This window comes from Deltaproteobacteria bacterium, from assembly GCA_020848905.1.
Taxonomy (GTDB): Bacteria; Myxococcota_A; Polyangia.
In genome coordinates this window covers 295,233-317,601 of the sequence record JADLHG010000004.1, presented here as the reverse complement: position 1 = coordinate 317,601, position 22,369 = coordinate 295,233, and the positions used below count along the sequence as shown (strand labels likewise).

General features: G+C 70.1%; 20 protein-coding genes. 6 read left to right on the top strand and 14 right to left on the bottom strand.

The window, feature by feature from the left end:
• Positions 1-6: 6 nt before the first annotated feature.
• Both IT371_02085 and IT371_02080 read right to left on the bottom strand, forming a co-directional pair.
• A complete protein-coding gene (locus IT371_02085; protein MCC6746416.1) occupies positions 7-861 on the bottom strand; it encodes an EI24 domain-containing protein in 855 nt (284 codons plus the stop codon).
• On the bottom strand, positions 858-2,477 hold the full coding sequence (locus IT371_02080) for a hypothetical protein (protein ID MCC6746415.1): 1,620 nt from the start codon (positions 2,475-2,477) through the stop codon (positions 858-860). The genes IT371_02085 and IT371_02080 overlap by 4 nt, the downstream gene beginning before the upstream one ends.
• A 191-nt stretch (positions 2,478-2,668) precedes the next feature.
• Between IT371_02080 and IT371_02075 the strand changes: the two genes are divergently transcribed.
• From IT371_02075 to IT371_02065, 3 genes are all read left to right on the top strand, one after another.
• Positions 2,669-3,076, top strand: coding sequence for a hypothetical protein (locus IT371_02075; GenBank protein ID MCC6746414.1), 408 nt, complete (start codon positions 2,669-2,671; stop codon positions 3,074-3,076).
• Positions 3,077-3,142: 66 nt separating this feature from the next.
• Positions 3,143-3,493 carry a hypothetical protein gene (locus IT371_02070; GenBank protein MCC6746413.1) on the top strand — a complete coding sequence of 117 codons (351 nt, stop codon included), beginning with the start codon at positions 3,143-3,145 and terminating at the stop codon, positions 3,491-3,493.
• Positions 3,494-3,495: 2 nt separating this feature from the next.
• Positions 3,496-4,746, top strand: a complete 1,251-nt coding sequence (locus IT371_02065; GenBank protein ID MCC6746412.1) for a PEGA domain-containing protein — start codon at positions 3,496-3,498, stop codon at positions 4,744-4,746.
• Here the strand turns inward: IT371_02065 and IT371_02060 are convergent.
• From IT371_02060 to hrcA, 11 genes are all read right to left on the bottom strand, one after another.
• A complete protein-coding gene (locus IT371_02060) occupies positions 4,743-5,120 on the bottom strand; it encodes a hypothetical protein (protein ID MCC6746411.1) in 378 nt (125 codons plus the stop codon). The genes IT371_02065 and IT371_02060 overlap by 4 nt on opposite strands.
• A 33-nt stretch (positions 5,121-5,153) precedes the next feature.
• Positions 5,154-7,088 carry a PAS domain S-box protein gene (locus tag IT371_02055; GenBank protein MCC6746410.1) on the bottom strand — a complete coding sequence of 645 codons (1,935 nt, stop codon included), beginning with the start codon at positions 7,086-7,088 and terminating at the stop codon, positions 5,154-5,156.
• Positions 7,085-8,443 carry a nickel pincer cofactor biosynthesis protein LarC gene (larC, locus tag IT371_02050; GenBank protein ID MCC6746409.1) on the bottom strand — a complete coding sequence of 453 codons (1,359 nt, stop codon included), beginning with the start codon at positions 8,441-8,443 and terminating at the stop codon, positions 7,085-7,087. Before larC ends, IT371_02055 begins: the two co-directional genes overlap by 4 nt.
• 18 nt (positions 8,444-8,461) lie before the next feature.
• The gene (locus IT371_02045) at positions 8,462-9,712 is read right to left on the bottom strand and encodes an HlyC/CorC family transporter (protein ID MCC6746408.1); all 1,251 of its coding nucleotides are present in this window, start codon (positions 9,710-9,712) and stop codon (positions 8,462-8,464) included.
• Positions 9,709-10,764, bottom strand: coding sequence for an HlyC/CorC family transporter (locus IT371_02040; GenBank protein ID MCC6746407.1), 1,056 nt, complete (start codon positions 10,762-10,764; stop codon positions 9,709-9,711). The genes IT371_02045 and IT371_02040 overlap by 4 nt, the downstream gene beginning before the upstream one ends.
• A gap of 37 nt (positions 10,765-10,801) precedes the next feature.
• On the bottom strand, positions 10,802-12,238 hold the full coding sequence (locus IT371_02035) for a PocR ligand-binding domain-containing protein (GenBank protein ID MCC6746406.1): 1,437 nt from the start codon (positions 12,236-12,238) through the stop codon (positions 10,802-10,804).
• Between the two features lie 92 nt (positions 12,239-12,330).
• Complete coding sequence (locus IT371_02030) at positions 12,331-13,296, bottom strand: site-2 protease family protein (GenBank protein ID MCC6746405.1); 966 nt, start codon at positions 13,294-13,296, stop codon at positions 12,331-12,333.
• The gene (locus IT371_02025; protein MCC6746404.1) at positions 13,286-14,335 is read right to left on the bottom strand and encodes a DnaJ domain-containing protein; all 1,050 of its coding nucleotides are present in this window, start codon (positions 14,333-14,335) and stop codon (positions 13,286-13,288) included. Before IT371_02025 ends, IT371_02030 begins: the two co-directional genes overlap by 11 nt.
• Positions 14,336-14,345: 10 nt before the next feature.
• The gene (gene dnaK / locus IT371_02020) at positions 14,346-16,181 is read right to left on the bottom strand and encodes a molecular chaperone DnaK (protein ID MCC6746403.1); all 1,836 of its coding nucleotides are present in this window, start codon (positions 16,179-16,181) and stop codon (positions 14,346-14,348) included.
• Entirely contained in the window at positions 16,178-16,861 is a 684-nt protein-coding gene (gene grpE, locus IT371_02015) for a nucleotide exchange factor GrpE (GenBank protein MCC6746402.1), read from the bottom strand. Before grpE ends, dnaK begins: the two co-directional genes overlap by 4 nt.
• 97 nt (positions 16,862-16,958) lie before the next feature.
• The gene (gene hrcA / locus IT371_02010) at positions 16,959-17,984 is read right to left on the bottom strand and encodes a heat-inducible transcription repressor HrcA (protein MCC6746401.1); all 1,026 of its coding nucleotides are present in this window, start codon (positions 17,982-17,984) and stop codon (positions 16,959-16,961) included.
• 169 nt (positions 17,985-18,153) lie between these two features.
• On the opposite strand from hrcA, the gene IT371_02005 reads away from it, so the two are divergent.
• Positions 18,154-18,888, top strand: coding sequence for a TVP38/TMEM64 family protein (locus IT371_02005; GenBank protein MCC6746400.1), 735 nt, complete (start codon positions 18,154-18,156; stop codon positions 18,886-18,888).
• Here IT371_02005 and IT371_02000 read toward each other — a convergent pair.
• A complete protein-coding gene (locus IT371_02000) occupies positions 18,784-20,001 on the bottom strand; it encodes a coproporphyrinogen III oxidase family protein (protein ID MCC6746399.1) in 1,218 nt (405 codons plus the stop codon). The genes IT371_02005 and IT371_02000 overlap by 105 nt on opposite strands.
• Positions 20,002-20,028: 27 nt before the next feature.
• Here IT371_02000 and IT371_01995 point away from each other — a divergent pair, with 27 nt between their 5' ends.
• Entirely contained in the window at positions 20,029-21,162 is a 1,134-nt protein-coding gene (locus IT371_01995) for a cysteine desulfurase (GenBank protein ID MCC6746398.1), read from the top strand.
• Positions 21,159-22,355 carry a tRNA 4-thiouridine(8) synthase ThiI gene (gene thiI / locus IT371_01990; protein ID MCC6746397.1) on the top strand — a complete coding sequence of 399 codons (1,197 nt, stop codon included), beginning with the start codon at positions 21,159-21,161 and terminating at the stop codon, positions 22,353-22,355. Before IT371_01995 ends, thiI begins: the two co-directional genes overlap by 4 nt.
• The last annotated feature ends 14 nt before the right edge of the window (positions 22,356-22,369 follow it).

Here is a 22,369-nt window from a genome sequence, read left to right as displayed (position 1 = left end):
TCAGCGTCAGCCGCGCAGCCCTGGCGACGCGGCCAGGGGATCGGCCCCGTGGGCCTGGTCGAAGGCTCCCACGCGTTCGAGGTCGCAGAAGAGCAGGGTCCCGCCGACGGCCGCCATCGGCACGCAGAGCAGCCCGACCACGGGGACGAGCAGCGCGACCGCCAGCGCCGACCCGAACCCGAGCGTCAACGCCCGATGCGCCTTCAGCGCCGCCCACTTCCGCCCGAACCGCCACGCCCGACGCCCCATGCAGTAGTCCATGAAGTCGTAGGCGAAGAAGAGCGCGGTGACGTAGAAGCCGACGCAGAGAAAGACGACCGGTCCGAGGACGGGCACGAACAGGTTGAGCAGGAAGAGGGGCAGCATGACCGAGACGTAGATGCCGAGCTTGCCGAGCTCGTGGAGGACGGTCCTTCCGAGACCGGCCAGCAGGCGGCCTACGGAGAAGGGGGGCGGCGGTCGATCGTAGGCGAGCTCCTCCACGCGCTCCGAGAGCAGGTCGTTGAAGGGGGCCGAGAGGACCGCCTGCACCACGAAGAAGCCCAGGTAGGCGAGCAGCATCACGGCGAGGAAGATGAAGACGTAGAGCAGGTACCAGAAGATGACCCGCCAGCTCGACGGCCTGGCCCAGATGAGGGCCACCAGGTCGTCATAGTAATAGTAGAGCCCCACGGCCGCGCCGCCGAAGGCGAGCAGATTGATGACCAGGGGCGCCAGGCAGTAGGCGACGAGGCCCGGATGCTTGCCGAAGACAAAGCCCCAGGCCTCGAAGAGATAGCCGAAGCCGCGAAAGAAGCGCACTGCCGCCCCGCCCTGTCGCGGATCCCGGCCCGCTCCGGCAGCGACCGCGGAGGGGCTCATCGGAGCTGGTAACCGAGCCGCAGCACGACGTCCTGGCCACGGACCTCGCCGTCGAGCTGGACGCGCGCGTAGCTCGAGGCCCAGTTCGCGAGCTGGTCGAGCGACCACCGCCCGCCCGAGCTGCTTCGCCCGCCCCACGGGGTGGGGGCCGAGCCCCCGCTCTCGAGGAGCCGCGCGGGGGCACGCAGGTCGGCGATGCGCCCCGGCTCGAGGCCGAGCGACAGGAAGCGATTCCCAGCGACGGGTGCGTCGGCCAGGAGTCTCTGCATCACGCCCTCGCCCGCGGCCAGTCGCAGCCGGTCGTCGGCGAGCGTGAGCCACACGGACTCGACCATGGTCACCGACGGCGAGACCGCGTGCAGCTTCCGCCCCCCGAGCTGGGTCTGCTTCTCGGCGTCTACCGTGAGCTCCTTGAGCAGGAACGCGCGGTCCTCTTCGCGCTTCGCCGCGGCCACCGCCGCGCCCTGCAGCGAGAGAGTCCCCTGCCCCTTCTCGTCGGCGCTGAGCAGGACGGCCTCGAAGGAGCCGCCGAGATGCTGGAGCACCGCCTCGTAGCTGCGAAGCGGCTGCAGGAGCGGCCCCGACAGCTCGCGAATGGCCCCGTGGACCGGGCCGCAGCGGGCCTCTCCGTAGCGCGCCGCGAGCTCGGTCACGTAGCGAGGGTCCAGATGCCACGCGAGCCGCGCGGGGGCCTTCTCCCAGAGGGAGGCCGGCAAGGCGGGGCCGCGCGCAACGTGGGCCGCGAGGCTCTTTTCCCCCTCCGCGGTCAGCGAGATGGTGGCCGTGGCCGCGAGCGAACGGGCGCCGAGGCGCACGGCGACCGCGACGCGGCGAACGCCATCGAGCTTACGGTCGGGAGCCGCGCAGGTCGCGGGCAACGGGCCGAGCCAGGGCGTGGCGCCGGCCTGCACCGCGGCCGGGTCGAGGTACGCCACGACATCGGCGGTCTCGCCCCCCGCCTTCATCACCCAGCGGTAGGCCTCGCCGTGCAGCACGGACTGTCCGGCGCGCGCGGCGAGGATCTCGTCGAGCCAGGTCAAGCTCGGCTTCCAGTCCGCCGGCGAGCCGGGCGGCACGTAGTCCACGTGCAGCACCAGATACCTTGCGACGCGCACCATCGCACCACGCACCGCCTCGCCCACCTTCCACGCGGTCACGGTGTGCCCCTTGTACGACCGCACGAAGGTGGTCGTGAGGCGCGTCCGCCCCTCGACGAACTTCCGCAGCCGTTCCTCATCGCCCACGGGCAGCACCCAGGTGGGGGCCGCCGTGGTGGAGAAGAGGACCGCGCTCCCCTTCAGATCGAGCCCGGCATCGTCCAGATCGTTCGCCGACAGCGGGCTCCCGCCCACGTCCTTCTGCCACTCCTTGTCGAGCGTGTCGGGGGTCAGGCCCGTGTCGAGGGCACGAAGCGGCTCGACGAAGGCTCGCAACCCCTCGGCCGCGCGGCTCAGGCGCCCGAGCACGACGAAGTAAGTGGGCTTCGCGGGCACCAGGCCGAGCACGGGGAACTTCTGATCTTCTACCGGCTTCTTGGGCGGCCCGACGACCGGGCGCGGGGTCGGACAGCCCGCCGCCAGAAGCACCGAGCTCAGAAGGAGCGGGATCGCACGCATGAGGTCCTCTGTAACGGTTGCCTCCGAGGGGCACAGTTCCCTCGAAGAGTTATGGGACGTTATCACGCCATCGGGTCAGCGAGAACCCAGCACCTGCGCGGCGCGCGGCGAACCGCGCAACCTTCTCAGACCGAGCCCCGATAACCACCGGCGAGCAACAAAACCGACGAGCTCAACGACAGGAGAACGCCATGAGCCTCCCCCGCATCGGTCGTAACGCCAGCCAGATCGACATCGAGACCATCCGTCCCCGCGAGACGCCGCCGCCCTCCACGGGGTTCAAGGACGTGCTGCGCCAAGGCGCCCAGGTGCTCCTGTCGGGAGCGCAGGTTGCCACCGGGATGATCGGCCTTCCGGCGCTCTCGGCCGCCATCTCCAACGCGCGTCCCGGGTCGGACGTCAGCGGCCCCGTGGCGTCGAGCTCGGACCCGGCTGACCCGCTCCGTGCCGCCTCGTCGCAGAAGTACGGCGAAGATCTGAAACTGCTCGAGCTCCAGGACCAAATCCAGCGCCAGAATCGCCAGATCTCCCTCGTGTCGAACGTCATGAAGGCCCGGCACGAGACCTCCAAGTCGGCCATCGGCAACATCCGCGCGTAGGAGGGCCCTTCCTGGCGGCCGGGAACGAAAGATGATAGAAGGAAAAACGGGAAGGAGCTGATTCCCATGAAGATCGGCGGCCCCAAAGGCCCTGGCCCCATCGAACCCCCACCCCTGGCCAAGACCGAGGGGCCGCAGGGGCAGGCCAAGGTCCAGTTCAGCGAGACGCTCAAACCGTCCGAGACGCGTCCAGCGGCCGCGCCCACGAACGACGCGCTGACCGAGATCGTGGCCCGGCTACGTAGCGGCGAGGTCAACGCGGCGCAGGCGGTGGAACTCCTCATCGGGCAGGTGGTGGAGAAGCGAGGCGGTGCCCTCACCCCAGCGGCCAACGAGAAGCTGCGAGCGGCGCTGCAGAGCCTCGTCGCGGAGGACCCGCTGCTCTCGGCCAGCCTGCGACGCATGGACGAGGGTTGAGGGTGCCTCGCACGGCCGCCTTCCTCGTCGCAGTCGTCGCTTTCGCCCAGCCTCAGTCGGCGCGCAGCGCATCCCGGACGCGCGTGACGGTCTTCATCATCCCCGCAAAGGGCGCGTCGCCCAAGACCGTCGCGCGGGCCTCGAACGCTCTGCTCACCGGGTTGCGGCGCAACCCTCGACTCGACGTGAAGGACTCGGACAAGCTGCTGGCGGAGTTCGCGGGAGAGGAGCCCACGGCCCAGATCCGGCAGGCCGAAGAGCTCAAGGAGCGAGGTCTCGAGCTGCTCCGCGGCGGAAAACCGGGGCCGGCGCTCGCCAAGCTGCAGGAAGCCGCGCAGGGCTTCGAGAAGGTCCTGGCCTCCACCAAGAAGCAGTCCCTGGCGGAGACGCAGGTCGCGATCGGCGTCGCCCTCGCGGAAGCTGGGCGCGCCTCGCAGGCGCAGGCCGCCTTTCTCCGGCTGCTCGCCTGGCGACCGACGCACCGCTTCGACGCCGACGCCTTCGGGCCGCAGCATCTGCCGCTCTTCGAGCGCGCGGTCGCGCTCTCCAAACGCCTACGCCGAGGATCCGTCGAACTCGTGACCACACCGCCCGGCGCAAAGGCGTACGTGGACGGGCGCTACGTGGGCGTGACCCCGGCGCTCGCTTTCGGGCTGACCGTCGGAGAGCACTATGCCACCTTCAAGATGCCGAGCTACGGCAAGGCCGCCGTGAAGGTCACCGTTCACCCGCAACGCCAGGAGAGCTACAGCGTCGAGCTCCGCCAGAGCGAGAAGTACCTCCTGCTGAAGCAGACCCTGGACCGCGCCACGGCGGGACTCGGTCAGCCGCGGGCGAGCGCCGCGATGGTGGACCTGCGGAGCGTGCTATTCGTGGATCAGGTGGTCTTCGCCACCATCAGCCCCGCGGCCACCGAGCAGATCGGGGTGCAGGCCTACCTCTACGACCTGCGCTCGCAGCTCCGCCTGAACGCGACGGGCCTCGTTCTCCCCGAACCGCGACTCAAAGAGCTCGAGCGTCTGGCGCAGCTCCTCTACGTGAACGTCCCGTACGACGGCGCCATCGCCACGCCTCCCGACCCACCGCCCCCTCCACCCCAGCGCCGACGCCGCTTCTACGCCACGTGGTGGTTCTGGACCGCCGTCGGGGCCGGGGCGGCAGCCGCGATCGTGACCCTGGCCGCGTGGCCGAGCGACAAGAGCTGTCAGGGGAACGCGGGAGACGGCAACCGCTGCGTGCGGATCCCGAACTAAGGGTCCCGATCCTCGGGGGCGACGGCGGGCGGCACGACCTCTTCCTCCCCGGCGACGGCAGGCGACGCGACCTCTTCCTCCGCGACGACGTCCGCCTCCGCCTCGACAGCGGCCCCGGCGAGGCTCCGGACGAGCTTTCGAACCTCGGGAGAGATCTCGTACGGCCCGAGGTCGAAGCGCCCCAGGCTGCGAGCCAGGAGCGAAACGCGTTCCCCGGCCGAGCTGCGCCGCTCCATGATCACCTTCCAGCGACCGCGCACCTTGCACATTCCACCCGCGCCAAATCCGTCCCCCGTGAAGTGGTCGTAGACCACGTCCACCTCCAGCTTCCCGGCGAGCGCCTCGAGCTCGGCCAGGATTGCGTTCTTGTCCATCTAGATACCCTCGAAGGGCTCTGAAAGAGCCCGTCAGCGCGATGACTTGTCCAGGTCGAGGATCTGCGTGCTGCCGACGTAGTCCTTGGTTTCGTATCTCGTGATCTTGCCGATCTTCCGCACGATCTCCGCCATCCGCTCCGCCTCCTTCAGGATGATGTCGATCGCTCGCCGATTCGAGTCGTCCTCGGCCACGCGCTTCTTGAGCAGCTCGGCGTAGCCCATGACGGAGGTGAGCGGCTGGTTCAGCTCGTGGGCCGTGGTTCCAGCGAGCTCAGCAATCAGCGCCTGCTTCTCGGACTCGAGCAGCTTCTCCTGCGCCTGAACGAGGCGCCTCTCGATGCGCAAGCGCTCGCGGAGGTCGCTGATGATTCCCACGACGCCAACCTCCTCGCCCCCTTCGTAGATCAGGCTGGCGCTCACGCTCACGGGGACGAGCTCCTTGTCCACGTTCAGGATCTCGCGGCGGCTCCCCTCCATGCGGCCTACCTCTCCCCCCTCGGCGCTCCGGAGCTCTTCGAGGACGTACTCCGCGGTCCCCTCCGGGAAGAGGTCCCGAAAGGCGAACTTGCCCACGACCTCCTCCGGCTGCAGTCCGAAGATGCGCTCCGCCCCCGCGTTGAAGAGCACGACGCGCCCATCCACGTCCGTGGCGATGATCGCGTCCACGGTGCTGTCGATCAGCCGCTCGAGGAACTCCTTGGTCGTGCGAAGCTCCTCCGACAGCGCCCGAGCCTCCGTGACGTCGCGAAAGCTCAGCACGAGCACTTCGTCCTCCGTCAGGAGCGCACTCAACGAAACGGACACCCGGATGGGATCGCCGCTCGTCGTCACGAGCCCCAGGTCGAAGGTCTGGCCCCCGCGGCTCTCGCGCGCCCCCGACAGCACGTCCGCCAGGACGATCCGATCGTCGGGGACGAGGACGTCGCAGAAGGAGCGCGACACCAGGCCGTCCCGCGCGTACCCGGTGATCTGCTCACCCGCCGGGTTCACGTAGAGCACCTTCATCTCGCCGTCCAGCACGACGATGCCATCGAAGGCGCGCTGGAAGAACTCCTCGTACTTGTGCAGCACGGTCGGACGGCTCGGCGGCTCCGACGAGACCACCGCCACGCGTCGCGTGCGCTCGTGCAGGGACCGATAGAGATCCGACGCGCGCAGCCGCGGTGCCAGGACGGCGCCCGTCCCGCGCAAGAGCTCCTGCACGGGCTCCCCGGGCGACATCCCGTCTACCCACTCGCAGCGCAGCGCGCCGAAGCAGGATCCATCGTCGACGAGCGGTACGGCCGCAACGACTGCGCCCGAGGCCGAGGGGGTCCCCACCCCCGCCTCTCGCGCATCGATGCCGCCGCGCAGGAGGGCGGCCGCCTCCGGCGCACGGGCGGCCGGCACCGGGAGCTTCGCCACGGTCGCATCGTCACTGCTGCCGAGCAGGAAGAGGACTCCGGGGTCCTCTCCGCCGACGAACACCTCCGCCAGGCTCGCACCCGTAACCTCGACCAGCCGCAGGAGCGCCTCGTGCAACACCTCCTCGAATTCCACGGTGGTGTCGAGCATCGAGGCCAGCGCGAGTAGCACCTGGGCGTGGACCCGTCGACGAGCCCCTTCCGCCTCGATCTCGCCGCGCTCCGCCAGCGCCGCGATGCGATCCGACACGAGGTCGCGACCGGCGGGCCAGGGGAGCGCGTCGTCCGCCCCCGCCCGCAGGGCTTGTAGCAGCTCCTCCGCGCCGCCACCCGGGCAAAGCGCGAGAACCGGCGGCGGCGGTTCCACCTGCGATCGGCCGGCGAGGCTGCGAGAGACCTCGCCCATCTGCCGACCGCTGACCACGCACACCGAGGGAAAGCCCCCCTGGAAGTCGGCGATCGCGTCCACGCGGACGACCCCCAGCCCCAGCTCGCAGAGGTGAGCGCGCACATCGTCGAGCTCCGGCTCGAGCCCGACGAGCAGCACCGAGACCTTTCTCACCGTCCGGCCCCCCGCGGTGGAGGGTAGACCCCGCGGTAGGCGGCCAGGGCGGCCGCGTAGACCTCCTTGAGCGGCACTCCGTGCGCCGCGGCGGCCTGGCGACACACCTCGAACTCCGGCGCAGCGTTGACGACGCGGTCCCCCTCCAGCGCCTCCTTCACCTCGATCACGCCGTAGGCCGTCGAGACGGTACGAGAGCGACGGGCCAGAGTCTGCCGCGAGACCGGATATCGACGGAGCCCGATGGTGGTGGACTCGGTGAGCAGCGTTTGCTCCACCGCGGCCAGCTGCCCCCCCGCGCAGAGGGCGGAAAGGGTGAGACCGGGCCGCCCCTTCTTCATCATGATGGACGTGTACCACACGTCCACGGCCCCCGCAGCAAAGAGCCGCTCCGCCACATAGGCCGACCACTCCGGGGTCATGTCGTCCAGGTTGGCCTCCACGACCAGCATCTCCGTCTCCGCCGCCTCCCTCACCTGGTCGTCTATCAGCAGCAGTCGGAGGTGATTCGGACGATCCGGGAGCGACGCATCCCCCGCGCCGTAGCCCACGCCCGCGAGCCGTCCGCTCGGAATGCCACCGAAGCTTTCGGCCAACGTCGCCACAATGGCCGCTCCCGTGGGCGTGCAGAGCTCGAGCTCCGCCCCTCCGTCCGCGATGGGAAGCCCTCGCAAGATCTCGAGGGCCGCGGGCGAGGGGACCGGGAGTCGCCCGTGCGCACAGCGCGTGAACCCCCTGCCCACCGGCACCGCGCGGGAGCTGACGCGCGAGGGCCGGAGGTAGTCCACGGCCAGCGCCGCGCCCACGATATCCACGATCGAATCGATGGCCCCGACCTCGTGAAAGGTCACCTCGTCGAGGGGAAGCTCGTGCATCTTCGCCTCGGCCCGCCCCACTCGCTCGAAGATCCTCTCGGCGAGGGCCTTCACCGGGGAGCTCAGGCTCGAGGCAGCCAGCAGCGTCCTGATCTCCCTATAGCTGCGATGCGCGTGCCCTCCCCCTCCGGGCTGGAGTTCGTGCGGATGTTCGTGCGGATGTTCGTGCGGATGTTCGTGCGGATGTTCGTGCGGATGTTCGTGCGGATGTTCGTGCGGATGTTCGTGCGGGTGTTCATCGTGACGCCGATGCTCGTGCCTCCCGCCCCCCACGCGCACTTGCACGTCGCACCCGGAGATCCCGAGATGCTGCCTCCGCCCGACGACGAGCTCGTAGCCGGAGAGAGGCAGACCCGCCAACCCTCCCCGGATCACCTCCTCGGGCACCCCGAGGTCGAGCGCCGCCCCGAGGAACATGTCCCCCGCAATCCCGGCAAAGCAGTCCAGATACAGATGCCGTCCTTGCTCGAGCGACCGCATGGCTTCGCCTCTCCGCCGCTACTTCGCCGGCTTCTTGCGCAGGGGTTGCACCCGGACCTCCTCCACCGCACGCTCGGTCACGCTGAGCACCGTGATCTGCGTCGTCCCCACGGTGAGCTGCTCTCCTGCGCTCGGAATGCGCTTCAACCGATCGAGCACGAGCCCGGCCACCGTCTCGTAGTCCTCGTCCGTCGGAAGCTGGAGCTTCGCCGCATCGTTCAGGCGCTGCACGGGCGCGCGGCCGAGCACGCGGAAAGCCCCGCCGGGCTCCTTGCGGATCAGCTGCGCGCCCTCGTCGTCGTACTCGTCCTGGATGTCGCCGACGATCTCCTCGATGATGTCCTCGATGGTCACCACCCCCGTCGCACCGCCGTACTCGTCCACCACGATGGCCATCCCCTGCCCCTCGCGCTGCAAGCGCACGAGCGTGTCCACCACGGGCTGGTTCTCCGGGATGAAGATCGCCGCCCGACAGAGCTCGGGCAGGGACGCCGTGGTCGCGGCGCGCAGGATGTCGAAACCGTGGACGATCCCCTCGATCTGGTCGACGCGCTCCCGATAGACCGGCAGCCGTGTGTGTCCCTTGTCGGCGATCTCCCGCGCCACGTCGGAGATCGACGCGCCGAGCGACACGGCCGTGACCTCGCTCAGCGGGAGCATCACGTCGCGCGCCCGGGTATCCGAGAACTCGAAGATGTTGGCGATGAGCTGGCGTTCCTCGGGCGTGATGGGATCCGCCCCCTGCCGGTTCGGCAGCTGGATCAAAAGGCGCAACTCCTCGCGGCTCATCAGCGAGCGCTGCGGGTCGAGCTTCATACGCCGCATCAGGAAGCGGCTGAAGGCGCTCCCCGCCACCACCGCCGGTAGGAAGAGCAGTCGGAAGCCAGAGAAGACGTAGATGAGTGGAGGCGCCAGCACGTCGGCGTAGTGGTGGCAGATGCTCTTCGGCACGATCTCGCCGAAGACCAGCACGAGGGGCATCATGACCCCGAGAGAGAGCAGCTCGGCCTGCCCGGGATAGCGCGGCAGGAGCTCCACCGTGGCCATCGCCGTGCTCAGGACGACGCAAATGTTGGTTCCGACGAGCGAGGTGGAGATGAGCTGCCCCGGGTCGTTCAGGAAGCGGAGGATCATGGCCCCGCGACGCCCGCGTCCCTCCGCGTGGTGGCGGAGCTTCACCCGGTCGGCGGAGATGAGCGCGAGCTCTCCACCCGAGAAGAAGGCCTCGAGGAGCAGGCAGACCGCCAGGACGACGATGGTGACCGTCATGGCGGGACGATCCGCACCTCCCCCGTCGGAGGGGGAAGATCCTTCTCGTCCTTGATCTCGCCGAAGAGCTCCTCGAGCAGGTCCTCCATCGTGACCAGCCCCGCGAATCGGCCGTACTCGTCCACCACGAGCGCCTGGTGGGTGCGGCGCTTGCGGAACTCGCGAAAGAGCTGCTCGCACTTCGTGGCCTTCGGGATGAAGTAGCCGGGGTGCAGCAGATCCTGGAGGCGCCGATGGCTCTCGCGCTCGATACCGTGCGCCACGGCGACGAGGTCCTTGGCGTAGAGGACCCCCACGATGCGGTCTCGGTTGCCCTGGTAGATGGGGATCCGGCTGTAGCGCCCGCGACGAACCTCCTCGAGCATCCGGTTAAGGGGCAGGTTGTAGCTGAGCATGAAGACGCGCGCGGCCGGCGTCATCACGTCCTTCACGCGGCGGTCCCCGAACTCGAAGACGTTGTGGATGAGCTTCCGCTCGCTCTCGCGGATCTCGCCCCCACGCACCACCTCGTCGACCATGGTGCGGAACTCCTCCTCGCCGACGCCCCGGGGCTCGGGCGGCCGGGCCTCTCCGACGAGGCGCACCACCGCATCGGCGATGCGCTCGATGATCCACCGCAGGGGCGCCATCACGAGCGCGAGGAGCCAGATCGGGCGCGCGGCCACCACCGCCCACCGCTGACCGAGGCGCGCGGCGACGTTCTTGGGGGTGATCTCTCCGAGCATGAGGATCAGCACCACCGCGACGCTGGTAGAGACCACGGTGACGACCACGTGACCCCGCGCGTGGAGGTACCTGTCGGTCACCGCGGCCATGAGCGCCGAGGCGGCGATATTCACGAACTCGTTACCGATGAAGATTGTTGCGATGAGCCGCCGCGGCTGACCCAGGAGCTGCGCGAGTAACGCGGCGCGGGGGTGCCCCTCCTCGCGCAGGCGCATGAGCTGGACCGGTCCCATCGAGAAGAGCGCCGTCTCGGAGCCCGAGAAGAAGGCGGAGAGCGTGATGAGCACGAAGAAGAGCAGCAGTCGGAGGATGATCTCGGCGTCCATGCGCTCAGCTATCCCGACGCTAGAAGGTCGGCCGGGGTCACCCGACGAGTTGCCCGCGCCGGAGGCCCTTCTCGGCCGGCGTGCCCTTTGGCGGCCTGAGCGGCAGCTGGACGACGAAGATCGACCCCTTCCCCTCTGGCTGCTCGACCCACACCTTCCCCCCGTGCGCCTCGACGAAGTGCTTCACGATGGAGAGACCGAGCCCGGTCCCGCCGAACTCGCGCGTGGAGGAGCTGTCGAGCTGATAGAAGGCCTCGAAGATGCGCTCCCGCGCCTCGGGCGGAACGCCGACGCCCGTGTCGCGAACGCGGATCTCGACGGCGGGCAGGCCTCCAGCCGCGATCTGGTCGAGCTTCAACTCCCCCGTCGCCGCCGAGACCCGGATCTCTCCCCCCTCGGTGGTGAACTTGACGGCGTTGCTCACCAGATTGAGGAGCACCTGACGCGTCTTGGCGCGGTCGGCCAGGATCATCGGGAGCGCCGGCGCGGCCTCGTACTGCAGGAGAAGCCCCTTGCGTCGGGCCTGGGGCATCATCGCGTCGCTGACCTGGCGCAGCAGGTCCGCGACGTCCACCCGCTCGCAGGCCAGCTGCACGTTGCCGGTCTCGATCTTGGAGATGTCGAGGATCTCGCTGATGATCTGAAGGAGCTGGTCCCCCTTCTCCATGATCGTCTGCACGTAGTCGCGTTGCTCGGGCGCGAGCGGCCCGGCGAGCCCCTCGAGGAGCATCTCGCTGTACCCGATAACCGATGTCAGGGGCGTGCGAAGCTCGTGGCTGACGGTGGCGAGGAAGTTGCTCTTGAGCTTGTCGAGCTCCTTCAGCTTCTCGACAGAATCGGCCAGGCGTCGGTTCTTTTCCGTGAGTTCGTTGTACGCGTCCTGGATCGCCGCGATGTGGATCTGCGACGTCAGGTGCCGCGCGTACCCGTTCTGCACGATTACCGAGAGGACCTCTCCGACCGCGCCCAGATTCCGCTCGACCTGCGACCGCGGGTGAGTCGGCAGACGCCCCAGCTCCGCGACCAGCGCCGGCCGGGACCCCTCGTCGGAGGCCGTGCCGTCGGGTCGGAGCAGCTCCTCGACCTCGCTCGGCAGCTCCGCCAGCCCCTCCGGGCGATACGGCCCGTAGATCAGCCGGCCGAGGAGCACGCCCTGGTGCGTGATCGGCAGGAGCGCGTAGTTCAGGCCGCAGATGCACCGTTCGTCGGGAGTCCCTCGCGGGCCGGAGGGGTCCGACGGGTGCGCCAGCCGGTCGAACGAGCAGCAGACCTTCGCACCGGCCGGAAGCGCCGCGATGCGGCGGCAGTAGCCGTACTCGGCGGGCACGTCCACCAGCACCTGCCCGCGACCATCGGCCACGGCGAGTCCGGTGCCGAAGAGGCGCGAAAAGGTCATGCAGACCCTTTGCAGGGAATCCTGGTCCAGGATCTCGGCGAGTGTGACCGGTTGTTCGAGGAGGGAGGGGCCTTCCATCGGGGCCTTGGGCGGTCGATGTAAGGCTATCCTGCCATCAGTGGCCGACGCGTGGCAAGCAGCGCAGCGGGAGCGTAGGCTCCGCCGCGCCGTCAGAGGGTCCGACGGAGGGGGATCGGCGTGAGGATGAGCAGGAAGACCAGCCCGATGAGCAGGCACACCCGGCGACGCCCCGGCGTGAGCGCGTCCTCCCCCACCGGGGGATGGTAGACCCCGCCCGAGAAGCGCCGCATGAGCGTGAGCAAGACCCACCACACGAACCACGGCAGCCCCGCCGCTACCCCGAGGAGCAGAGCGGTCCGCAGAATGGCCTTGCGGGAGAGTTCGTAGATGGCGAAGGCGCTGGCCCCCACGGCGAGCGGCAAGAGTCCGAGGTGCAGCCAGCGCGAGGCGCGGTCGTGACGCGCTCCGAAATAGGCGAAGGCCACGTGACCCCCATCGAGCTGGCCGATGGGGAGGAGATTGATCATCGTGACGAGCAGCCCCACCCAGCCGGCCCAGGCCACCGGGTGCAGCGCCACGTCGAGACCGCCGCCGGGGAGCACCTGCCCCTTGATGAGCAGCTTCAGCGCCAGATAGAGAATCGAGTTGCCCTCCAGAAAGCCCGGACCGACGGGCTTCACGGGCGAGAGGTGGATGCCATAGGCCAGGATCGGAAGGGCCACCACGAGGCCCGCGAGCGGACCCGCCGCGCCCACGTCGACGAGCGCGTTGCGGGAGGCGATCGCCCCGCGCATGCGGATCACGGCTCCCATGGTGCCGATCATGCCGAAGGGCAGCGGAATGAAGTAGGGCAGGCTCACGTCCACCCGGTGGTAGCGCGCGAGCACGTAGTGGCCCATCTCGTGGGTCATGAGGATGGCGAGCAGCGAGAGGGAGAACGGCCAGCCGTCCCAGAGGAGCGGCAACACCTGGCGCGCCGGGAGCGCGAGCGCCTCGGGGTGGACGTAGAGGGCGCCGGCCCAGGTAGTGGTGACGCAGGTGGCCGCGAAGAGGAGCAGGTGCAGCGCGTAGCGATGCCGGCGAGGATCGTCAGCGGGATGCGAGTCACCGTCCATCGGCACGCTCGCGAAGCTTCTGCACGTAGGCCTGCCGCCGAGGCGTCGCTTCGGCGCCGCTGAGCGCGTCGACGCGCAGGAGGAGCTCTCGCTGCTCGTCGGTCAGCTCGTGCGGAATCTCCACCACCACCTTCACGATCTGATCGCCCCGGCGCGCGCCGTCGAGCAGCCCCTTGCCGCGCAGTCGGAGCAGCCGCCCAGGCTGCGTTCCGGGGGGAACTCGCAGGCGCACGGGGCCATCGAGCGTCGGGACCTCTTCGGTTCCTCCGACGGCCGCGGTGCTCACACTCACGGGCAGCTCGAGCACCACGTCGGCCCCCTGGGCCTGCAAGAAGGGGTGCGGAGCGTGTCGCATCGTCACGAACAGGTCCCCGGCCCGCCCGCCGAAGGCGCCCGGCTCCCCCTCCCCCGGCACGCGCCGGATCTCTCCCGCGCGGGTACCAGGGGCAAGCTCCACCACGAAGTCCTTCTCCCGCTCGACGCGCCCCACGCCGTCGCACGACCTGCAGGCCCGCGTGACGCGGATCCCTTGCCCGCCGCAGCGGGGACAGGGTTTCGGCAGCGAGAGGAAGCCGGAGCGCAGGTCCCCTCGGCCCTGACAGCTCGGGCAGGCTTCCGCACCACCCGGCGCTGCCCCGCGGCCGACGCATGCGCCGCAAACCTCCGTCACGGGAAACGAGATGCGCTTGCGCGCCCCGTGCGCCACCTCCTCGAGAGTCAGCTCCAGCTCGTAGCGCAGGTCGCGTCCGTTTCGCCGCCTGCGGAGCGGCCCGAGGAGCTCGTTCAGCAGGTCCGAGACGCTCTCCGGAACGTGGTCGAACTGCGTCCGCGCGTCGTAGGCTGCCCGCTTGGTCGCATCCGCGAGCACCGAGTAGGCTTCGCTGCAGCGCTTGAAGCGCTCCTCCGCCTCGGGCGAGGCGTTCTTGTCGGGGTGGAGCCGCAGCGCCTTGCGGCGATACGCGGCCTTGATCTGTTCGAGCGTCGCCCCCCGCGGGACGCCCAGCACCTGGTAGTGGTCGGGAAGGGAGTCCGGGATCACCGCGCGCCGTTCAGGCCCCTTCCGAGGCACCGCCCCCCTTCTCGTCGTACATCACCGCCGCGAAGCGGTACGAGGAATCCTGGAGCTGTTCGATGGCTTTGCGGAGCTCCTCCGTCGAGCCGCGGGCGAGCATCTCCTTGCATCGGACGAGGTCCTGCTGGATGTCCGAGAGGTCGGTCGCGCTGAGCATGTCGCTGTACTCGCGCACCGCTCCCTCGGTGGTATAGATCAGCGTCTCGGCGGCGTTGCGGAGGTCGGCCACCTCCTTCTTGCGCACGTCCTCCTCCTTGTGGCTCTCGGCCTCGCCAATGATGCGCTGGATCTCCGCCTCGGTGAGGCCGCTCGTGGGGACCACCCGCACGCTCTGCTCCTTGCCCGACCCGAGGTCCTTCGCCCCCACGTTCACGATGCCGTTCGCGTCCAGATCGAAGGTGACCTGGATCTGCGGCACCCCGCGCGGCGCGGGCGGGATCCCGAGGAGCTGGAAGTGGGCCAGGCTCTTGTTGTCCGAGGCCATCTCCCGCTCCCCCTGCAGGACGTGCACGTTGACGAGCGGCTGGTTGTCTACGGCGGTCGAGAAGATTTCCGACTTGCGCGTCGGGATGGTGGTGTTCTTGGGAATGAGTCGCGTGAAGACTCCCCCGGCCGTCTCCACGCCGAGGCTCAGCGGGGTGACGTCGAGGAGCAGCACCTCCTGCACCTCGCCCCGGATGACGCCGCTCTGGATCGCCGCCCCGATCGCCACGACCTCGTCGGGGTCGACGCGCTTGTTGGGCTTGCGGCCGAAGAATTCTGCCGCCCGCTCCTGGACGCGGGGCATGCGCGTCTGCCCTCCGACCAGGATCACCTCCTGAACGTCCTTCACCGTCACGCCCGCGTCCTTGAGCGCGACGCGGCAGGGCTCGAGGGTCCGTTCCACCAGGTCGTCGGTGAGGGACTCGAGCTTCGCGCGGGTCAACGAGGTCGTGAGGTGCAACGGCGTCCCCGTACCGCTGGCGGCGATGAAGGGCAGGTTGACGTCCGTCTCCAGGGCCGCCGAGAGCTCGTGCTTGGCTTTCTCCGCCGCCTCTCGCAGCCGCTGCAGCGCCATCTTGTCGCGCCGCAGGTCGAGCCCCTCGTTCACCTTGGAGAAGACCTCCGCCAGGTGGTCGATGATGCGCGCGTCGAAGTCCTCGCCGCCGAGGAAGGTGTCGCCGCTCGTGGCCTTGACCTCGAAGACGCCGCTCTTGAGCTCCAGGATCGAGATATCGAAGGTTCCGCCCCCGAGGTCGTAGACGGCCACCCGCTCCGCCTTCCCCTCCTGGAAGCCGTAGGCCAGGGCCGCGGCGGTCGGCTCGTTGATGATCCGCAGCACGTTGAGGCCCGCGATGCGGCCAGCGTCCTTCGTGGCCTGTCGCTGCGCATCGTCGAAGTACGCAGGCACCGTGATCACCGCGTCGGTCACCGTCTCCCCGAGGTAGGCCTCCGCGATCTCCTTCATCTTGGTCAGCACGATGGCCGAGATCTCGGGAGGCGAGTAGTCGCGGCCGCGGACGCGCACCCTGGCGTCCCCGTTGTCGGCCCCGACGATGCTGTAGGCGGCGGATTCGCGCATCCGCTGCACCTCGGCGTCGGAGAACTTGCGCCCGATCAGCCGCTTGACCGCACTGATGGTGTTCTCCGGGTTCGTCACCGCCTGACGCTTGGCGATCTGCCCCACCAGCCGGTCACCTGCCTCCGTGAAGGCCACGATGGAAGGAGTGGTGCGGCTCCCCTCCGCGTTGGGGATCACCACCGGGTCGTCGCTGACGAGCACCGCCACGCACGAGTTCGTCGTTCCGAGATCGATGCCAACCGCGCGGCTCATGGATCGGTCGCCTCCCCCTTCGCGTCGTCAGATGGCCCCGGGTCCGCGCCCGCCTCGGTCGGCGGCGGCGAGACGGGCCCCTGGGAGACGACGACCATCGCCGGCCGCACGAGCTTGCCCTCGCGGCTGTAGCCTCGCTGCAGCTCGCGCAGCACCGTCCCCTTGGGCTCGTCCGAGGCCTGTTGCTGGATCGCCTCGTGCTTCTCCGGGTCGAAGGGCGTGGCCAGCGCTTCGACGGCCTGGATCCCGTAGCGTCCGAGGAGTCCGACAAACTGCTTGTGGACCATTCGCATCCCGTCCACGAGCGACTTCACCGCCGGGTCGGTCGCCTCGACCTCCACGTGCGCGAGGGCCCGCTCGATGTTGTCCAGGACGGGCAAGAAGTCGCAGACCACCTTGTCCTCGGCGCGGCGAACGGAGTCCGTGAGCTCCGTTCGGCTCCGCCGCTTGAAGTTCTCGAAGTCCGCCGCGGTGCGAAGCAGCCGGTCGTGGGTGCGCTTCTGTTCCTCCTCGAGCTCGGCGGCCCGCTTCGCCAGGGCGCTCTCGGTCGCCGGCGCGCCAGGTTGGGCTGGAGCTTCATCCTCCGGCCGGACCGCGCCCTGCTCGGCGGAGGCCGGCGCAGAGCCGTCGGGTCCGGCGGCCGGATCCACCTTGTGGCTGTTCGTTTCACTCGAGGTCATTGCGTTCACCTGAAGCCGTGCGCCCTCTGCGCGCCTGGGATTCTATCACGTTGTCGCGAGCATAGGAAGGGTCTGGAGTCGGTGCGAGGTGCCGGGGCTAGCTCTCGCGAAGGAAGTCGGTGAGGAGACCGGCAGCGAAGTCCACGATCGAGATGACGCGAGGATAGTCCATGTTCGAGGGACCGATGACGCCGAGCGTGCCGAGCGGGCGCTGCCCGCCGTAGGCCTTGAGGACCACCGAGCAGCTTCGCATCTCCGCCTCGCGCGTCTCGGCGCCGATGAAGACCTGCACCCCCTCGGCCCCCACCGTCTCGTCGAGGAGGCGCAGCACGAGGCGCTTCTCCTCCACGGCGCGCAGGAGCGCCTTCAGCTCCTCCGGGTCGGTGAGCTCGGGGTGGTCGAGGAGGTTCGACTGCCCCTCGATCATGACCTCCGCCTCCGAGGGGCCGCCGAGCGCCTCGGCCCCGAGAGCCAGCGCCCGCGTCACGAGGCTGTCGTACCGGTTCTGCTCCTTGTCGAGCTCTTCCTGGACCACCCGCCTCACGTCGTGCAGCTCGCGCCCCTCGCAGAGTTGATTCAGGTACCGGTGTACCGCCTCGAGTTCCTCGGGGGAAAGGGGGGCGGTGACCTCCACGAGGCGATTCTGCACCACCCCCGAGCCCATCACGAGCACCGCGATCATCCGTCCCTGGCTCAGCGGAACGAACTCGATCCGCATCAGGCGGGAGAGCTCGCGCCTCGGCGTGAGCACCAGGGCGCACTGCCGCGAGATGTCCGAGAGGAGCCGGCTCACCTCGCGCAGCAAGGTCTGCAGCTCGGGGTTCGAGAGCTGGTAGCGCGCGCGGATGTCCTGCTCCTCGGCGTCGCTCAGCTGTCGCGCCTGCATCAGCCGGTCCACGAAGAAGCGCAGTCCGATGTCGGTGGGCACGCGGCCCGCGGACATGTGCGGCTGGCGGAGCAGACCTTGCTCCTCGAGGTCCGCCATCACGTTGCGGACGGTAGCCGCGCTCTGCTGGATCCCGTGGCGCCGCACCAGCGTGCGCGAGCCCACAGCCTCCCCCGTCAGGATGTACTCCCTGACGAGTGCGGCGAGGATCTCCTGCGCGCGCGGACCGAGTTCCATGTTTGGGTATTCTTTGAAGCCCCGAGGCGCCTGTCAAGCGCCGCTCCTCGGCAAACGCACCTTATCCCTTGCCCCGGCGCGCGACCTCGCCCAACGTCAGGAGATGTCGGACGCGCCCTCGCCCCCGGTGACGCAGCCCGGAGCTCCAGCAGCGGCAAGGCGCCGCGCGTTGGTCCTCGGACTGCTCGTGCTCGCCACGCTGGTCCTGTGCGGCCTCGCGCTGGCCGGCGGGTGGGCCGCTCCAGACCGGCTGCGCCGCCTCGCCACCGACGGAGGCGCGCGCGCCGCCGCCACCTTCGCTGCCGGGATGCTGGTGGCCGAGCTGCTCTGGCTTCCGCGCGTATGGGGCCTGCTCGCCGCGGGGGCCCTCTTCGGCCCGTGGCGAGGGGCCCTCCTCGCCGCCACCGCGGACCTCCTCTGCGCCACGACCTGTTACTTCGCCGCGCGCACCGCCGGGCGCCCTTTCGCCGCCGCGATGCTGGCCCGCCGTCCGCGCCTCGCGCGCTGGGTCACCGTCCTCGCCGAGGAGCGCGGGCACTGGACGATGCTGGCCCTGCGCGTGGGACCCGTGCACTTCACGGCGCTGAGCTACGCGGCAGGCGTGAGCGGCGTGCGGCCCGCACCGTACTTCCTCGGCACCGCGCTCGGGATGCTCCCCGGTGGCGCGCTCTACCCCTGGCTCGGCCACGCGGCGCGGCAACCGAGCCGCTGGATGCTCCTCGGCCTGGCAGCCTTGGCGATCGCCCTCGGCGGGGTCGCGTTCTGGATCGCGCGCCGGCTCGTTGCCCGACGCCCCGATTCACAGCCGGAGCGCCACCTCGTCGGCCAGCCAGAGACCTCGCCGAGTAGGACGGACGCGGTCCGGCTCGACGCACAGGAGCCCGACCTCGGCCAGCTTGGCTAGCGCTTCCCCGTAGTGAGCCGTCACGTCGGCGCCAAAACGGGTCCTATAGAGCGGACGACTCAACCCATCGGTCGTCCGGAGCGCGACGAAGAGCATCTCGTAGCGGGCCGAGCCCGCCTCGACGACTTCGGTGCGACTTCCGGCGAGCGCCGGCAGCCGTCCGTCGCGCACGGGCACGTCCAGATAGCGCGAAAAGGGGGGATTGATGCTCCGGACGGTCTCGAGGCCCTCGGCCCCTTCGGCGTCGCTCGGCCCCGTCCACAGGGAGTGCGCCGACGCCCCGAGTCCGAGGTACGGCTGTCCGCTCCAGACCAGGCCGTGATGCCGCGACCGGAAAGGCGCCGGCGCGTAGTTCGACACCTCGTACTGCGGATACCCGAGCTCCTCGAGGCGCGCGCAGCCGGCCTCGAGCAGCTCTCCCATCGCGTCGGGCTCGAGCGGGGTGACTCCGGCGCGCCGGAGGGCCGCTCCCGACGAGAGCGTCAGCCCGTAGAGCGAGACGTGGTCTGGCCCGAGCGAGACCAGCCGATCGAGCTGGTCGAGGTGGTGCTCCACCGTTTGGCCCGCGTGGCCGAAGATCGCGTCGCAGGTCAGGTTGGCGAGCCCGAGGCGCCGCGCGCGCGTCACCGTCTCCTCCACCATCCGCGCGGTGTGGCTCCGCGTGAGCAGGCGCAGCACCGCGTCGTCGAGCGACTGCACGCCGAGGCTCAGTCGGTTCACGCCCGCTTCGAGCAGCGCGGCGAGCTGCGCCTCGGGCAGCTGCCCCGGGTTGGCCTCGAGGGTGACCTCCCAGCCCTCTGCCCCCGCAAAGGCCCCGCGCAGGGCCGCGAGCACCCGGGCGACCTCATGCCCCGGCCAGAGCGAGGGGGTCCCTCCGCCGAAGTAGACCGCGCGCACGCCTCGCCCGGCGTAGGCCGGCGCCCGCCCCTCAAGCTCGCGCAGCACCTGATCCGCATAGCGCGCGTGCGGGAAGTCCGCGAGCGCCACCGTCGGAAAGTCGCAATATCCGCACCGCACGTCGCACTGCGGATAGTGCACGTAGACCACCATCGGGGAGGCCGCGCAGCCTCCTTCGTCGACGTCTCCTCGGAGCGCTTCGCCTTGACGGGGCATGACCCTCTGCTATACGAGCATGGGCCGATGAGCGCTGACAAGCTACCGACGGCCTACCTGGACCATGCGGCGACGAGCCCCGTGGACGAGCGGGTCGCCGCGGCCATGCTCGAAGCGCTGCAGCGCACCTTCGGCAATCCCTCGTCGCGCCACCCGGTTGGACTCGCCGCCGAGCGACTCGTGCGCACGGCTCGCCAGCGCGTCGCTGCGAGGTGCGGCGTGGAATCGAGCCAGGTGATCTTCACCAGCGGCGGGACCGAGGCCCTCGCCCTCGGGCTCCTCGGCGGGCTGAGGCGCGGAGGCTCGCCGGCGCACCTCCTGATCAGCGCCGTCGAGCACGCTGCGGTCCGCGAGACGGCTAAGCTCGCCCAGGCGGCGGGGCACCTCGTGGAGACGGTCCCCGTGGGGCCCAGCGGGTGGGTCGCCCCCGAGGACCTCGGTCAGCGCGTGCGCCCCGACACGGCCCTCGTGGCGCTGATGCACGTGAACAACGAGACGGGGGTCGTGCAGCCCGTCGCGGAGTGCGCGCGCCAGGTCAAGGCGCGCCAACCCCGATGCCGCCTCCTCGTCGACGCGGTGCAGTCGTTTACCTGGCTGCCGACGCACCTGTCGCACCTCGGCGCGGATCTGCTGGCGCTCTCGGGCCACAAGATCCACGGACCGAAGGGGGTCGGGGCGCTCGTCCTCGCTCCCGGTGTGCACGTCGCGCCGCTCTGGGGCGGAGGAGATCAGGAAGGAGGCCGCCGCCCCGGCACCGAGAACGTCCCCGGCATCGTCGGGCTCGGGCTCGCCGCGGAGCTCGCCACGGGCCCCACCGAGGGCGTGAGCGAGCTCGCGGACCGCCTCGCGCGCGCCGTGCAAACCATCGCCCCGTCGGCCTACCTGCTCGGGGACCGCGCGCGGCTGGCCCCGCAGATCCGCAGCGTCGCCCTCCCGGGTCGCCGCGCGGAGGTGCTCGTCAACGCTCTCGCCGAGGCGGGGGTCTTCGTCTCGAGCGGCTCGGCGTGCCACGCACGCCAGGGGCTCCGCAGCCACGTCACCGAGGCCATGGGCGTGCCCGAGTCCCACGCAGTCCTGCGCTTCTCCCTCAGTCGGTCCACCACGCCGGCAGAGATCGAAACGGCCTGTCTCGTCCTCGAGCGGGTGCTGAGGTCGACATGAGCCACGTCGCCACTCCTCTCATCGCCCTGCGGTACGGGGAGCTCTTCCTCAAGGGCCAGAACCGCCACACCTTCGAGCGGCAGCTCGAACAGAACCTGCGCCGCGCACTCTCCGGACTCCCGTCGGTGAAACTCGAGCGGGGGCAAGGTCGGATCTTCCTCTCGGGCGACGCGCAGGAACTCCGGTCCGCCGAGGATCGCGCCCGACGCGTCTTCGGGTTCTCGTCGCTCAGTCGCGCGCTGGCGGTGCCGTCCGACCTGGACGCCCTGGCGGCCGGCGCGCTCTCGCTCGTCGAACGCGAGGGGCCGGCAAGCGCGCCGCGCTCCTTCAAGGTGGAGACGCAGCGCAGCGACAAGCGCTTCCCCTTCCCCTCCCCGGAGATCAGCCGCATCGTGGGAGCGGCCATCCACACCACGCTGGGCTGGCCCGTGGACCTGCACCACCCGGAGCTGGTGGTCGGCGTCGAGGTGGGCGCGGTCCAGAGCTTCGTCTTCGTCGGCAAGATCCCCGGCGCGGGAGGTCTGCCCGTCGGGACCGGCGGACGCGCCCTGCTCCTGCTCTCGGGCGGGATCGACTCGCCGGTGGCGGGGCACCTGATGCAGAAACGCGGGTGCACGCTGGAGGCGCTCTACTTCCACTCGCCGCCGCACACCAGCTCGCGCGCGCGGGACAAGGTCCTGCAGCTGGCCGAGCGCCTGGCCTGGGCGCAGGGGCAGCTCACACTGCACGTCGTCCCCTTCACCGCCGTGCAGGAGCAGATCCGCGACCGGGCGCCAGCGGAGCTGTCGGTCGTGCTCTACCGGCGGATGATGATGCGCATCGCATCCCGGCTCGCGCGAACTCGCCGCTGCCTCGCGCTCGCTACCGGAGAGAGCCTGGGTCAGGTGGCGAGCCAGACCCTGGGCAACCTCGCGTGCATCGAGGCGGCCGCCGAGCTCCCCGTCCTTCGCCCCTTGCTCAGCTTCGACAAGACGGAAACGATCGCGCTCGCGCGCCAGCTCGGCAGCTACGAGATCTCGATCCTGCCGTACGACGACTGCTGCTCGCTCTTCGTCCCCCGCCATCCGTCCACGCGGGTCGCCCCCGCCGACGCGGAGGCCGCGGAGGCCGCGCTCCCCGTCGAGGCGCTCCTGGCCTCGGCGGTCGAGGGGACGGAACGGCTCGTCCTGCCCCAGTCGGCCGGCGCGGGGTGACGCTGTCGCCGAGC